10 protein-coding genes are annotated in these 14,667 nt (G+C 74.0%); 7 read left to right on the top strand and 3 right to left on the bottom strand.

The window, feature by feature from the left end; genetic code table 11:
* Positions 1–10 precede the first annotated feature (10 nt).
* From fdhF to IE172_RS32580, 3 genes are all read right to left on the bottom strand, one after another.
* Positions 11–2,686 carry a formate dehydrogenase subunit alpha gene (gene fdhF / locus IE172_RS32590; RefSeq protein ID WP_190100963.1) on the bottom strand — a complete coding sequence of 892 codons (2,676 nt, stop codon included), beginning with the start codon at positions 2,684–2,686 and terminating at the stop codon, positions 11–13.
* An 8-nt stretch (positions 2,687–2,694) separates the two neighbouring features.
* Positions 2,695–4,380, bottom strand: a complete 1,686-nt coding sequence (locus IE172_RS32585; RefSeq protein ID WP_190100962.1) for an NAD(P)H-dependent oxidoreductase subunit E — start codon at positions 4,378–4,380, stop codon at positions 2,695–2,697.
* Between the two features lie 144 nt (positions 4,381–4,524).
* The gene (locus IE172_RS32580; RefSeq protein ID WP_190100961.1) at positions 4,525–4,887 is read right to left on the bottom strand and encodes an STAS domain-containing protein; all 363 of its coding nucleotides are present in this window, start codon (positions 4,885–4,887) and stop codon (positions 4,525–4,527) included.
* Positions 4,888–5,418: 531 nt separating this feature from the next.
* Here IE172_RS32580 and IE172_RS32575 point away from each other — a divergent pair.
* The 7 genes from IE172_RS32575 (at position 5,419) to IE172_RS32545 (ending at position 14,661) form a co-directional block, all read left to right on the top strand.
* Positions 5,419–9,567, top strand: a complete 4,149-nt coding sequence (locus IE172_RS32575; RefSeq protein ID WP_190100960.1) for a SpoIIE family protein phosphatase — start codon at positions 5,419–5,421, stop codon at positions 9,565–9,567.
* On the top strand, positions 9,567–9,854 hold the full coding sequence (locus IE172_RS32570) for an STAS domain-containing protein (protein WP_190100959.1): 288 nt from the start codon (positions 9,567–9,569) through the stop codon (positions 9,852–9,854). Before IE172_RS32575 ends, IE172_RS32570 begins: the two co-directional genes overlap by 1 nt.
* 204 nt (positions 9,855–10,058) lie before the next feature.
* Positions 10,059–11,774 (top strand): SpoIIE family protein phosphatase, encoded by a 1,716-nt coding sequence (locus IE172_RS32565; RefSeq protein ID WP_190100958.1) that lies wholly within the window; start codon positions 10,059–10,061, stop codon positions 11,772–11,774.
* Positions 11,775–12,029: 255 nt separating this feature from the next.
* Positions 12,030–12,575, top strand: a complete 546-nt coding sequence (locus tag IE172_RS35305; protein WP_306432833.1) for a gas vesicle protein — start codon at positions 12,030–12,032, stop codon at positions 12,573–12,575.
* Entirely contained in the window at positions 12,565–13,497 is a 933-nt protein-coding gene (locus tag IE172_RS32555; RefSeq protein WP_229886674.1) for a gas vesicle protein, read from the top strand. Before IE172_RS35305 ends, IE172_RS32555 begins: the two co-directional genes overlap by 11 nt.
* Positions 13,498–13,546: 49 nt before the next feature.
* Positions 13,547–13,861, top strand: a complete 315-nt coding sequence (locus IE172_RS32550) for a gas vesicle protein K (RefSeq protein ID WP_190100957.1) — start codon at positions 13,547–13,549, stop codon at positions 13,859–13,861.
* A complete protein-coding gene (locus IE172_RS32545) occupies positions 13,858–14,661 on the top strand; it encodes a GvpL/GvpF family gas vesicle protein (RefSeq protein ID WP_190100956.1) in 804 nt (267 codons plus the stop codon). Before IE172_RS32550 ends, IE172_RS32545 begins: the two co-directional genes overlap by 4 nt.
* Positions 14,662–14,667: the final 6 nt, after the last annotated feature.

Genomic DNA, 14,667 nt, shown 5'->3' with positions numbered 1-14,667 from the left:
CGGCCGGACCTCACGAGGCGGTCACGCGCACCGCCGTGACCTTGTACTCGGGGCAGGACGTGACGGTGTCCGCGACACCGGAAGTCAGGCGGTTCACCCCGCTCGCGGGGAAGTGGAAGGAGCAGAAGACCTGCCCGGGGGCCGTCTGCTCACCGACCCGGACGACGAGCCGGGCCCGGCCGTGCCGGCTCTCCACGGTGACGCCCTGGCCGTCGCGCAGGCCGTACCGGCCGGCGTCGTCGGGGTGGAGGTCGAGGCAGTCGACCGGATCGAGCGCCAGGTTGCCGCCGCGCCGCGTCATGCTCCCGGAGTTGTAGTGCGCCCAGCGCCGCCCGGTCACCAGGACCAGCGGATACTCGTCGTCGGGCTGTTCACCCGGCGGCAGGTAGGGGGCGGAGGCCAGGTGGGCCCGCCCGTCCGGGGTGGCGAAGCGCTCCGTGTACAGCTTGGCCTCCCCGGGCACGTCGGCGGAGCGGCAGGGCCACGGCACGGAGCCCTCCCGGTCCAGACGCTCGTGGGAGAGCCCGGCGAAGACCGGAGCGAGCCGGCCGCATTCGGCGAGGGCGTCGGCGGGGGCCGGGCAGCCCAGATCGCCTCCCATGGCCCCGGCGACGGCCCGGAGGATGCCGAAGTCGGAGCGGGCCTCCCCCGGAGGGGGCACGGCGGGGCGGACCCGCTGGAACCGGCGGTCGAAGTTGACGAAGGTGCCGTCCTTCTCCAGCCAGGAAGCGGCGGGCAGGACGACATCGGCGTGCCGTGCGGTCTCGGACAGGAACAGTTCGTTGCACACGACGAGCGGACAGGCGTCCAGGGCCCGCGCCACCTGGTTGGCGTCGGGATCCGTGGCGCAGACGTCCTCGCCGATGATCCACAGCGCCCGCAGGTCCCCGGCGCGGGCGGCGGCGAACATGTCCGGGATGCGAAGCCCCGGCCGCGGGGGGACCGGCGCGCCCCAGACGTCCTCGGCGCGTGAGCGGGCGGCGGCGTCGGTGACCTTGCCGTACCCGGGCAGCAGGTCCGGCAGGGCGCCCATGTCCGAGGCGCCCTGGACGTTGTTCTGTCCGCGCAGCGGGTTGACGCCGTAGCCGCGGTCGGTGCCCACGGCGCCGCGCAGGATCGCAAGGTTCGACAGGGACCGCACCCCGTCGGTGCCGTGGAGGTGCTCGGTCACGCCCAGGCCGTAGACGATGGCCGGCCGCCCGGCCCTGCCGTACAGGCGGGCGGCGGCGACCAGGTCGGCGGCCGGAACACCGGTGAGGTCCGCGACCCGGTCGGGCGGGTAGCCGGCGAGCAGCCCGGTGAGTTCGGGCAGCCCGGTGGTCCGCTCGCGCAGGAACTCCTCGTCGACCAGTCCCTCGGCGAGCAGCACGTGGGCGAGCCCGTGGAAGAGCGCCACGTTGGTGCCGGGACGCGGTCGCAGGTGCACGTCGGCGTGCGGGGCGAGACCCACGGCACGGGGATCGGCGACGACCAGCCGGGCTCCGCGCAGAACCTGCCTCAGCAGGCGGGCGCCGACCACCGGGTGGGCCTCGACGGGATTGGCGCCGACCACCAGCAGGCAGTCGGCCCGCTCCACGTCGTCGAAGGTGTCGGTTCCGCCGGACAGCCCGAAGGAAGCGGTGAGGCCGGCGGCGGAGGGGGAGTGGCAGAGGCGGGAGCAGTTGTCGACGTTGTTCGTTCCGACGACGACCCGCATGAACTTCTGTACGAGGTAGTTCTCCTCGTTGGTGGCGCGGGCCGAGGAGATCGCCGCCACGGAGTCCGGGCCGCCCGCGTCGACGGCGGCCGTGAGGCCACGGGCGACGTGGGCCAGCGCCTCCTCCCAGCCGACCGGCTCCAGCACACCCCCGCGTCGCAGCAGAGGCCGGGTGAGCCGTTCCGGGGAACTGCGGAACCCGTGCGAGAAGCGGCCCTTCACACACGCGTGGCCCCGATTGACCGGGCCGTCCCGGGCGGGAAGCACCGCCGCGACCTCACCGTCCCTCGTGACGACATCGAGGGTGCAGCCCACGCCGCAGTAGCCGCACGTGGTACGCGTCCGGCCCTCCGCCGGGGGGAACGCCGAGGTGAGTCCCCGCGCCGGTCCGGGCCCGCTGATGGCCCCGGTGGGGCAGGTGTCCACGCAGCCGCCGCAGGCCACGCAGTCCGACTCGGCCCAGGGCCCGCCGGTGCCCGGGGCCACGACCGTGTCGCCGCCCCGGCCGACCAGGGTGAGGGCGAAGGTGCCCTGCACCTCGGAGCACATCCGCACGCACCGGCCGCAGGCGATGCACAGGTCACGGTCCAGGTGGACGTACGGGTGGGAGTCGTCCGCGCCCCGGCCCCCGGCGCCCCGTGCCGCTTCGGGGCCGATGCCCAGCGACCGGCAGACGTGCGCCAGTTCGCCGGGACCGCCGTCGGCGAGGGCCCGGGGCGGCAGCGCGGAGACGATGACCTCCACCGCGTCCCGGCGCAGCCGCACGACATCGTCGCTCCCGGTGCCCACGCGCAGGCCGGGGGAGGCGGGGGTGACACAGGCTGCCACGACCCGTCCCCCGGCCCTCACGAGACAGGTACGGCACGATCCGGCGGGACTGAGCCGGTCGTCGGAGCAGAGCGCGGGCAGCTCGATCCCGGCCGCCCGCACCGCGGTGAGCAGGGACGCCCCCTCGGGTACCGCGACGCCGGCGCCATCGACCTCGATCATGAACCCGTTCATGGCCCCCACCCGGCCGGCCGGCCCCCGTAGGCCCGGGCGAGGCTGCGCACGGCGGGCGGAATCCGCCGCCCGAAGGCACACAGGCTTCCCTCGGTCAGAACCCGCGACAGCCTCTCCCACTCCTGATCCGGCGGGGCGCCGGCCGAGGCCCACTGAAGACCGCGCCGGGACCCGACGCGGCAGGGCGAGCACGCGCCGCAGCTCTCCGCCGCCGCGAAGTCCCACACGTGGCGCATCACGTCCTCCGGCGCCACCCGTTCGTCGAAGGCGACGAGCCCGGCATGCCCGAGGGCGGCGCCGCGCGACGACAGCCCCGCCTCCGACAGCGGCACGTCCAGCGCGTCGGCAGCGAGGAAGCCGCCCAGCGGCCCGCCGACCTGGAGCGCCGCCAGTTCGGCGCCGTCCTTCAGACCGCCTCCCAGCCCGGTGACGATCCGCCGCACGGGCGTGCCGAGCTCGACCTCGTAGCAACCCGGCCGGGCGAACCGCTCCGAGAGGCAGACCAGCTTGGTTCCCGTCTCGCCGGGCGTGCCGCGCCGGGCGTACGCCCGGCCGCCGTGCCGGACGATCCAGGGGACGGCCGCCAGGGTCTCGACGTTGTTCACCACGGTCGGCGCGTCCCACAGACCGTGCCCGGTCGGGTAGGGCGGGCGGGGACGGGCGGACCCGCGACCGCCCTCCAGCTCCGCGATCAGCGCGGTTTCCTCACCGGCCACGTAGGACCCGGCGCCCTCGACGACGTGGATGTCCAGGGAAGTGGCCGTCCCGTGCGCCGACGGTCCGAGATGCCCGTCCGCGTACGCCCGGCGCACCGCTTCCCGCATCCGTGCCAGTGCGGCCGGGTACTCGGAGCGCACCAGCACGAGGCCCCGGCCGGCGCCGCACGCGAAACAGGCCAGGGCCAGACCCTCCAGCACGCGTCCCGGGTCGGCCTCCATCAGCAGCCTGTCGGCGTACGAACCGGGATCGCCCTCGTCACCGTTGGCGACCACCACGGTCCCGGGCGCGTGGCCCGCCGCCTCCCATTTCGCCGCCACGCCGAATCCGGCACCGCCGCGCCCCCGCAGCCCGGACGCCGCCACCTTCCGGCGGACCGCCTCGGGAGTACCGGACGACACCGTTCCCGGCCACACCTGCCACGCCGGCTCGCCGGAGAGCACACCGCCCAGCAGGACCGGGTCACCGGTGTCGTCGCCCGCCGGGATCCCCGGCGCCCGCGCCGGTTCCCGGCCAGCGAGCTGAGCGGGCAGGGTCGCCCCGGTACACGGTGTGCCGCCGTCGAGGGCGGCGGGCCCGGCGTAGCAGTAGCCCAGGCAGCGGACGGTCTGCACCGACACGTCACCGCGCGGCGACGCGGAGTGCGCGGTGACACCCAGCTCACGCTCCACCTCCGCGAGGTGCTGCCCGCCCCCTGCGGCGAAGCACGCCGTCGCGGTGCACACCCGCACATGACGGTCGCCGTGCGGGGCGGAGAGGTCCGCGTAGTAACTGGCGGGCCCCAGCGCGGCGGCAGCGGGCAGGCCGAAGCGGGAGGCGACCGCGGGCGCCCAGCGCTCAGGGCCGTCCGGCGTTCCGGTCCTGGCCTCGGCCAGCGCCTCGATCAGCCTGTCGCCGGGCCGCCCACGCCGGTCCGCCAGCGCCCGGAAGGCGTCGAAGGGGCGAGCGGAGCGGATGAACGCCATGCCTTCATCGTGGGGGAGGGCGCACGGGACCGCAGCCGGAGCGGCCGTCACGGGCGGACATCGGCACCGCCGACCACCCCGCCCGCCGGGCGCGGTGGTCCGCACCGGGCGGGAGGCCGACGCCTCACCGGGCGGGCCGCCGGTTCACCCCTGACGCAGCGAGGAGAGCGCGGCCTCCACGTCGGGCCGGAAGGTGAAGACCTGGTCGAGCCCCACCACCTGGAAGAGGCGGTTCAGGTCGGGGTTGACCCCCGCCAGGACGAGGGGCGCGCCGGTGGTCTGGGCCCGCTGGTACGCGTTGATGAGCACCGTGATGCCCGTGGAGTCGCAGTACGTCACCGCGGAGAGGTCGAGGATCAGGCCGCGGTCGTCGGACTGTGCCTCGCTGACGGCCCCCGTCAGGACGGGGGCGGAGTGATGGTCGAGTTCACCCGTCACGGTCAGGACGTGGGGACCGGAGGGGTCCCGGCGGGGCGTGACGGTCAGCAGGGGGTCCGGGTCGGTCACTGGTTCTCCTCGTTGCGGTGCTGTCGGTGTGCGGCTGCCGGCGGGGCGACACGCGCCGTGTCGCCGCCGGAAACGTCCGGGCGGCGGAGCGGGTCCCGAGCGTCCGCGCCGGGTCGGCCGCCGGCTCCCGGCCTGCTCCGGGGCGGGCACCGGCGGCAGCGCGTCGCCGGGCCGGGAGGGCGCCCCGGCGACGGGAGGCGGCGGACGCGGCCCGGCCGGTTCCCTCCGCCGCGCGGGCGGGACGGGGAAGGCCGCCCGAGCGTGCCGTCATCCCCGTGTCCCCGCTCGTGGTGCCCGCAGTCCGCTGTGCCCGTGCCGTGGTGTCCGACCGGTTGGCCGTATCCTACGGAGTCGGTGCCAGGGGCGGGACGGTGCCCCCGGGCGCCGTCGATGACGGTGGTTCGGGACAGTCCGGACGTTCCTCTTCGCCCGGCCGTCCCCGGACGGCGGCGACAGCCCGCCCGGGCCGGCGCCGAAGCGGCGGACGACGGGGGCGCGGCCGCCGGACGGACGTGAGGGAAAGGGTGACCAGTGGGGCGTTCGGGAGACGCTGCGCACGAGTGCGCCGCAGCGGCCGGCACGGACGTGTTCGCGGCCGACGAGGAGGTCGGCGGCCATCTGGCCCTGGTCGACTGGTCGGCCACTCCGCTGGGACCGCCGGAGCAGTGGCCGCAGAGTCTGCAGACCGCGGTGAGCATCCTGCTGTCGTCCCGCTTCTCCATGTGGATGGCGTGGGGTCCGGAACTGACGTTCTTCTGCAACGCCGCCTACCGGCGCGACACCCTGGGCGCCAAGTACCCGTGGGCGCTGGGACGGCCGGCGAGCGAGGTGTGGCGGGAGGTCTGGGACGAGGTCGTTCCCCGGATCGACACCGTGATGACCACGGGAGAGGCCACCTGGGACGAAGGACTGCTGCTGTACCTGGAACGGTCCGGTTACACCGAGGAGAGCTACCACACCTTCAGCTACAGCCCTCTGCGTGACGACTCCGGCGCGGTGGTGGGCATGCTGTGCGTGGTCAGCGAGGAGACCGAGCGGGTCATCGGCGACCGGCGCATGACGACCCTGCGCGACCTCGGCTCCGACCCCAGCGTGGTCCGCACCGAGCAGGAGGTGCTGGCGTTCACCGACAGGCAGCTGGACCGCAACCGGCGGGACCTGCCCTTCACACTGACCTACCTGCTCGAGCCCGACGGTTCCGCGCGCCTGGCCGGCACCACCGGCCTCCCCGAGGGGCATCCCGCGGCCCCCGGGACCCTGCCGGCCGACGGCTCCGGTGTGTGGCCCGCCGGGGCGCCGGCGAACGGCGAGTCGGTGCTGGTGCCGCTCGACCGTCCCCCGTTCACCGCCCCGCCGCTCGCCGACCGGGCCGAGTCACCCACGCACGCCCTGGTGCTGCCCCTGCCGCGACAGGGCGGAACGCCGTACGGGTTCCTCGTCGCCGGGCTGAACCGGTACCGGGCCCTGGACGACGCCTACCGCGGCTTCCTCGAACTCGCGGCCGGTCATCTCGCGGCCGGCATCGCCAGCGCCCGCAGCTACGAGGCACAACAGCGGCGTGCCGAGGAACTGGCCGAGCTGGACCGGGCGAAGACCACGTTCTTCTCCAACATCAGCCACGAGCTGCGCACCCCCCTCGCCCTGATCATGGGACCGACCGAGGAACTGCTCACCCGGTTCCCGCATCCCGGGTCACCCGTGCGCCAGGAACTGGAGGTCATCCACCGCAACGGGCTGCGGCTGGGCAAGCTCGTCAACTCCCTGCTGGACTTCTCCCGCATCGAGGCCGGCCGGATGCGGGCGCGCTTCGAGTCCTCGGACCTGTCCCAGTTCACGGCCGACCTGGCCAGCGTCTTCAGGTCCGCCGTCGAGAAGGCCGGCCTGGAGTTCCGCGTCGACTGCCCCCCGCTCCCCGAGCAGGTCTACATCGACCGCGGCATGTGGGAGAAGGTGATCCTCAACCTGCTGAGCAACGCCCTCAAGTTCACCTTCGACGGCTCCATCGCGGTCACCGCACGCGCCCGGGACGGGCACGCCGTGATCACTCTCGCCGACACCGGCATCGGCGTGGCGCGCGACGAGATGCCGCGGCTGTTCGAACGGTTCCACCGCATCGAGAACGCCCGCTCCCGCTCCCACGAGGGCAGCGGCATCGGGCTGGCCCTGGTGAAGGAACTCATCGACCTGCACGGCGGCACGATCACCGCCGACAGCACCGAGGGCCGGGGCACCTCCTTCACCATCCGCCTGCCCTTCGGCGCGGACCACCTCGACCCGCTCGCCCTCGTGCCCGCCGGGGAGCGCCGGGTGCCGTCGGCCGCGGAGCCGTTCGTGCAGGAGGCGCTGCGCTGGCTGCCGGACGACGGCCCCGGCGACCTGCGCCCGGTGGCGACGGCCGCCGACGCGTCGGGCCACCCCACCGGATCCGCCCGTGTGCTGGTCGCCGACGACAACGCCGACATGCGGGAGTACCTGGCCCGCCTCCTGGGCGGCACCGGATACCGGGTGGACACCGTCGAGGACGGGCTCGCGGCGTTGCGGGCGGTCCGTGCCGACGCACCCGACCTGGTGATCAGCGACGTGATGATGCCCGGCCTCGACGGCCTCGGGTTCGTGAGCGCCCTGCGCTCCGATCCGCGGACCGCGTCGATACCGGTGGTGCTGCTGTCCGCCCGGGCCGGGGAGGAGGCGTCCATCCAGGGACTGCAGGCCGGAGCCGACGACTACCTCGTCAAGCCCTTCGCCGCGGGCGAACTGCTCGCCCGGGTACGCGCCAACGTCGAGCTGGCCCGCCTCCGCAACCACCAGGCGCGCTGGCGCACCGCGCTGGTCGACTCGTTGCAGGAGGCGTTCTTCGTCTGCGACGAGGCGGGGGCCGTCATCGAGATCAACGCGGCCTTCACCGACATACTCGGCTACGCCCCCGACGGCCTGCCCTACGAGCCGGTCCACCCCTGGTGGCCGGACGCGGGCACCGACCCCGACGCCCACCGCCAGGTGGCCGACGCCTTCGCCCTGCTGGTGGGCAACCCCAAGGGCTCCTACACCATCCCCGTCACCCACCGCGAGGGGTACCGGCTGTGGGTGACGGCCAACTTCAACCAGGCACAGGACCCGGACACCGGGCGCCGGGTGACCGTCGGCACGTTCCGTGACGTCACCGCCGAGCACTACGCCATCCAGCGGGAGAGCGCGCAGGCGGCCCTCGGGATGTGGCTGACCCGGGCGACGAGCCTGCCGGACGCCCTCGAGGGGGCCCTGACGGAGCTCAGGCACCTCTGGCGAGCCGACCGCGTGATCGCCGCCCTGGCGACGCCGGACGGGTCTCCGTCCCTGTGGTCCACCGACGCCGGCCTGCGGTGGGAGGACCTGTCGGCCGAAGAGCGCGGCGACGTCACCGCCTGGCTCGACCGGCCGTCGCTCACTCCCTTCCACGATCCCACCGGAGCGGGCATCACGATCAACCACCCCCAGGGTCCGATGGCGGTCCGGATCGACTTCGGGACGCGGCGGCCGTTCACCAGCGAGGATCAGCTGCTGCTGTCCCTGCTGGCCGGGCAGCTCTCCCAGGGGCTGGCCCGGGCGCACCAGATCGACCAGCAGCGTGAGACGGCCCTCGCGCTGCAACGCGCCATCCTCGGCCCGGCCGGTCTCCCCGACGGCTTCGCCGTCCGCTACGAACCCGCGACCCCGCCCCTGGAGGTCGGCGGCGACTGGTACGACACCGTCGCCCTGCCCGACGGCCGGATCGGCATCGTGGTCGGCGACTGTGTCGGCCGGGGTCTGGGAGCCGCCACCGTCATGGGACAACTGCGCAGCGCGTGCCGTGCCCTGCTGCTGCAGGACTCCGGCCCCGCCCAGACCCTGATGGCCCTGGACCACTTCGCGGACGGAATCGCCGGAGCGAGGTGCACCACCGTCTTCTGCGGCGTCCTCACCCCCGAGACCGGACGGCTGATCTACTCCAGCGCGGGACACCCGCCGGGCATCCTCGCCCTCCCCGACGGCACCACCCGCCTGCTCGACGAAGGACGGTCCGTGCCGCTGGCGGTGCGGCCGGGCGCCACCCGCCCCGAGGCCGGTTGCACCGTCCCGGCCCGCGCCACGCTCCTGCTCTACACGGACGGGCTGGTGGAGCGCAGACGGCGTCCGCTGACGGCCGGCATCGACCAGGCGAGCGAGGCCGTCCACGCCGGCCGCGACGCCGCTGTCGACGACCTCGCCGATCAGGTCATGGTCCGGCTGGTTCCGCCCGACGGCTACGACGACGACGTGGCACTGCTCCTCTACCGGCGCCCGGCGCCCCTGGACATGGCCTTCCCCGCCGAGTCCGCTCAGCTCGCGCCGGTCCGCAAGGCCCTGCGCGACTGGCTCGGCCAGTGCGAACTGCCCCGGCACACCGTGCAGAACGTTCTGGTGGCGGCGGGCGAAGCCTGTGCCAACGCCATCGAGCACGGGCACCGGGACGCTCCCGGCGATCCCGTCCGGCTGCGGGCCGAGGCCCGGGCCGGCGATCTGCGCCTGACCGTCGCCGACTCCGGGCGGTGGAAGACGCCCCAGCCCGGGGCCGGCACCCACCGCGGCCGGGGAGTGGCGTTGATGCACGCTCTGATGCAACGGGTCACCATCACGTCCGGTGCGACCGGCACCACCGTCGACATGCACACGAGGATCGCCTGATGTCCACTCCGCTCACCCTCGCGCCCGGTCGTCGGCCCGACGGCACGGCCCTGTTGACGGTGGCCGGCGAGATCGACATGAGCAACGTCGACGAGCTGGCCGCGGCCATCGAGACCACCGAGGGCCCCCTGGTCATCGACCTGACCGCCGTCGAGTATCTCGACAGCGCCGGCCTGAGCCTTCTCTTCCGCCACACCGATCGCATCGAACTCGTCGTCACGCCGCTGCTGGCGCCGGTGCTCGAGATCACCGGACTCGCCGACCTGACCACGGTGCACGGTCTGTGAGACCGTCGCCCCGGACCGTCGCACCCGGCCCGGTTCTCCCCGCGCCGTCGCCGGCGACTACCGTGGCCCCGGCCCGGGCGGCATGTGCCGCGCCGGGGCATGTGATGACCGGGCCGTCGCTCCTTCCTCGGGAACGGCCGGGCGTCCGGGCAGAAGAGCTCCCTCGGCGGGCTAACGTCCCGACCGAGGGGTAGAGGAGAAGAAATGGCGGTCGACAGAACCGGCTCAGGTGATGAGCGGGGCCACGCGGTTCCCGGCACGACGATCAGCGACATGCTGGGCACCATCGGCACGGGCGCCTACCTGGTCGACGCACGGGGCTGCGTCGTCGCCGTCAACGCGGAGGGCGAGCGGTCCCTGGGCCGGGCCGCCGCGGAACTCGTCGGGCAGGACGCCCACGACCTGTTGCACCGCAATGCCCGCGGCGAGACATTCCCGAGGACGCAGTGCCGCATGCGCCCGGCCTTCATGGCCGGCCGTCCCCTCCACCAGACCGCTGCGGAATGGTTCGAACGGGGAGACGGGTCGCTGCTCCCCGTCTCCTGGACGATCGTCCCCTGCGGCTGGGGCGAGCGCGACACCACGCTCGTCCTCTTCACCCCCCGGGACGACCCGGCGGCACTCGCCGGTCAGCCCTCCGACGACGGCACCCTGAACGAGCTGGAACGACTCGCGCTGCTGGCCGAGGTCACCACGCAACTGACCTCGACCCTGTCCGTCGACGAGGCGCTGCAGCGCCTGCTGTCCCTCGTCCTGCCCCGGCTGGCGGACTGGGCGGTGATCGACCTGATCAACGAGCACGGTGAGGTGTGGCGCAACACGGTCGCCCACGTCGAGAACGGGACCCTGACACACCATCGGGGACTCGAGGGCCCGATGACGCCTGTGTCCCCCGCCTCGCAGATGCCGCTGTCACGAGCCCTGCGCGGCGTCGCCTCCACCATCACCGAACCGCGGGTATACGAGGGGTCGCTCGACACGGGCATCGCCGTCGAGCAGCACCGGCTGTTCGAGACGACGAACATGCACTCGGCGGCCATCGCGCCGATCCGGGGCCTGCGCGACGTCCTCGGCGCTCTGACCCTGGGCCGCGCCGAACGCCCCGAGAAGTTCAGCGCCGCCGACCTGGCCCTCGTGGAGGACATCACCCGGCGCGCCGGACTGGCGCTGGACAACGCCCGCCTCTACCAACGGCAGCGCAAGGTGGCGGAGACCATGCAGCGGTACCTGCTGCCGCAGCTTCCGCGCGTGGAAGGGCTGGACATGACAGCCCGCTACCTGCCCGCGCCGGACGCCTCCCACGTGGGCGGCGACTGGTACGACGCCTTCCCGCTCACCGATCACGCGACCGCCCTGGCCATCGGTGACGTCTCGGGGCACGACCTGGACGCGGCGGCGGGCATGGCCCAGGTGCGCAACGTACTGCGCGCCTACGCCTGGTCGCAGAAGGAACCCCCGAGCCGCGTCGTCGAGCGCGTGGACCGGGCGGTGCTGAGCATCACGGACGTCCCCATGGCCACGCTGGTGTACGGCACCGTCGCCCTGCGCGACGACGGAGCCTGGGAACTGGAGTGGACCAACGCGGGCCACCCTCCGCCGCTGCTGATCACCCGCGAGGGTGTCACCCGGTACCTCGCGGGAGGCAACGGCATGCTCCTGGGCACCGGAACCCACCCACCGCGCGCGGACACCTCGGACGTGCTGCCGCCCGGTTCCACCCTGCTGCTGTACACCGACGGTCTCATCGAGTCCCCGCGCCACTCCATCGACGACGGCCTGGAGCGGTTGCGCCGGCAGGCCGCCGCACTGGTGCACCACCCGCTGGAAGTCTTCACCGACGAACTGCTCAGCAGGGTCCGGCCGGCCGAGAACGACGACGACATCGCCCTGCTCGCCCTGCGCCTGGGCACACGCCCCTAGGCGGTGTCTGACAAATGCCCGCGGCGTCGCGGCGTCTGGCACGCACGCTCGCCGCGTTGCCGAAGCGTCCACGTGGCTCCGCCACGAGGCCACTCCGGCGCCTTGCGATCGCACGCACCAGACGCCGCTCCTTCATCCGCGCTCATTCGTCAGACACCCCCTGGACCGGCCGGCGGCCCCCGCCGTCGCACGCCTCGGCCGATCACCTGACCGGCCGAGGGGTGTGAACGGCTGGAGAGGGGTTAGGCGGCGGGAATGAGCACCTTTTCCGGAACGCCGAGTGAACGCGGGTTCCCCGCCCCGGCCCCCGCGCGCGACCCGTCCGCCCGCGCGACGCCCGCAGTGGCGGCGTCCCCGATGCAGCCGCGGCGCGACGGCGACGGCAGCCTCGCGCACGTCGTGGAGACCCTGCTGGACAAGGGCCTGGTGCTGAACGCCGACATCATGGTCTCGGTGGCCGGCGTCGAACTCCTGGGCATCCGGCTGCGCGCGGCGCTCGCCTCGTTCGAGACGGCCGCCCGCTACGGGCTGGAGTTCCCGTCCGGCACGGACACGGAGACCGCCGCGTGGCGCGAGACAAGGGAGGAGAAGGACACCTGCCCGGCCTGCGGGAAGCGCGCCCCCGTCGAGCAGTTGCTCAACCAGTGGTGTCCCTGGTGCGGGTGGCGCAGCGCACAGGCGCAGTTGCGGGACAGCGGCGGGAAGAACGAACTGACGGGCCATCGGGCCCGGGACGCGGGAGACGGGGCGGACACCGCCGAGCCTCCGGCCGAGCGGGAGACCGAGCGACGTGGCGACTGACAGACCCCCGATGCGGCCCACCCGGGAACCCAGGGTGACCCTCGACGACCTGGTGGAGGTCGTCCTCAACAAGGGCGCGGTCCTGCACCTGGACCTCATCGTCGCCGTGGCCGACATCCCCCTGATAGGCGTCTCGATCCGGGCAGCCGTGGCGGGGATGGAGACGATGCTGGAGTACGGCATGATGCGCGACTGGGACGAGGCCACCCGCGCCTGGGCCGAGCGCTCGGTCGTCCGCCGCGCCCTCGACCTGCGCGAGGACGAGGCGGTCGTCCGCCGCATGAGCGGCGGTCACCTGCTGACCGAGGGCGTCTACCACGGCTGGCGGCCGGGCACCGTCTACCTCACCGACCAGCGCCTCGCCGTCCTGCGCGCGGAACCGCGGGAGATCCTCTGGCAGACCGAGCTGTCCGGCGTGAGCGCCGTGCGCCTGGTGCCGGAGCGGACGGTCGGAGGCGAGGAGCGCCTGCGCCTGGAGCTGACTCTGGCCGACGGCCGGCGTGAACTGCTCTCCGCCAAGGAGCCCGAGACACTGTGCGACCTGATCACCCGGGCCCGCGCCGGACACCTCGCCCCCGCTCTCCCGCCCGGGCTCGTCACCGACGAGGACCCCCCGCTCGCCGAGGGGCACCTGTGGTACCAGGAGCCGCGGAGGTCGGGCCCGGTCTGGCGCGGCGGGAACGCACGCCTGACCGCCGACGGACTGACCTGGAAGTCCCCGCTGGACGCCCGTCCCGCGCTCGTGCTGGCCACGGCCGAGCTGGCCGACGTGCGGCGGGTGCCCGGGCACGGACCCGCCGGGGAGGGCAGTGTCCTGGTGGTGACCACCACCGGCCGCGAGGAGGTGCGGCTCGCCGCCGACGACCCCGGCCTGTGGACCCGGCGGCTGGAAGCCGCCCGGCCGGTGGCGGCCGCCGGATGAACCGTGTGCGCACGAGCCCGGCGGACCGCCGGGAGGGAGGAGACACGACATGCCGCTGACCGTGGACGAGAAGAGCCTCAAGCACGGAGTGCTGTCCCTGGTGGTCACCTTGGTGGAGGTCATCCAGGAGGCCCTGGACCGTCAGGCGATGCGCCGCATCGACGGCGGCGACCTGAACCCGGAGGAGGCCGAGCGGCTGGCCGACGCCCTGCTGGAACTGGACGAGGCGATGGAACAGATCAAGGAGGACCACGGCATCGTCGGCTCCGTCGCCGACCTGCACCGCGGTCTGGACGAGGTGGTCGACGACGTGGTCGACAAGCTGATCAACCCCCGGCGCTGGGCCGAGGAGGCCGGCCGATGACCGAGCACAGCGCGCTGTACGTGTATGCCCTGCTCCCGCACCGGCAGGGCGCGGCCGACGGCGTCACGGGCCTCGACGGGCGCCCGCTGCGCCTGATCGGCGTCCCCGGCACCGGCGTCGCCGCGCTCGTGCACGACGCCGCACCCGCCCCCTTCCAGGGCGGCGACGAACAGGTGCGCCGCTGGGTGGCGGAACAGAGCCGGGCGGTCACCACCGTCTGGGAACGCGTCGGCGGTCTCCTGCCGATGACCTTCAACGTCCTGGTCGCCGCCGACACCGAGTCCGGCCGGAGCGCCGAGCAGTGCCTGGGGGACTGGATCAGGGAGGAACGGGACGACATCACCGGCCGGCTCGAGGCACTGGCGGGCCGCTGCGAACTGAGGGTCGAGATCACCCTGGACCGTGCGGCCGTCACCGGCGGCGACCCGGCGGACAGTACGCCGGCCGACGACGGCGACGGCAGGTCCCCCGGCATGCGCAGGCTCCTCGCCAAACAGCGGGAACAGCGTGCACGGGCCACGGCCGGTGAGATCGCCGACGCCCTGCACGCCGGGATCCGCCGCCGCCTGCTGGCCGTCGCCGACGACCTCGTCGACCGCGCCTTCAACCAGCGCCCCGACGACGAGACGGGCGTCCTGTCCGCGGCCCTGCTCGTCCGGCACGAGGACATCGACGCCGTCGGCGCCGTGCTGAGTGACGCGCAGGCCGGCCGGCCGGAACTCCGCATCCGCTTCCTGGGCCCCTGGCCTCCGTACTCGTTCGCCGACACCCGGCAGGAGGAGCACGCGGAACACGTCTAGAGCGAC

This window comes from Streptomyces griseoflavus (assembly GCF_014649995.1).
Classification (GTDB): Bacteria; Actinomycetota; Actinomycetes; order Streptomycetales; family Streptomycetaceae; genus Streptomyces; species Streptomyces griseoflavus.
The sequence above is the reverse complement of the archived record's forward strand: the minus strand, read 5'-3'. Positions and strand labels throughout refer to the sequence as shown.

Bases quoted from the DNA above. Each gene is read 5' to 3' on its own strand.
- fdhF (WP_190100963.1), bottom strand. From the start codon at position 2,686: ATGATCGAGGTCGATGGCGCCGGCGTCGCGGTACCCGAGGGGGCGTCC.
- IE172_RS32585 (WP_190100962.1), bottom strand. From the start codon at position 4,380: ATGGCGTTCATCCGCTCCGCTCGCCCCTTCGACGCCTTCCGGGCGCTG.
- IE172_RS32570 (WP_190100959.1), top strand. From the start codon at position 9,567: ATGTCCACTCCGCTCACCCTCGCGCCCGGTCGTCGGCCCGACGGCACG.
- IE172_RS32565 (WP_190100958.1), top strand. From the start codon at position 10,059: ATGGCGGTCGACAGAACCGGCTCAGGTGATGAGCGGGGCCACGCGGTT.
- IE172_RS35305 (WP_306432833.1), top strand. From the start codon at position 12,030: ATGAGCACCTTTTCCGGAACGCCGAGTGAACGCGGGTTCCCCGCCCCG.
- IE172_RS32550 (WP_190100957.1), top strand. From the start codon at position 13,547: ATGCCGCTGACCGTGGACGAGAAGAGCCTCAAGCACGGAGTGCTGTCC.
- IE172_RS32545 (WP_190100956.1), top strand. From the start codon at position 13,858: ATGACCGAGCACAGCGCGCTGTACGTGTATGCCCTGCTCCCGCACCGG.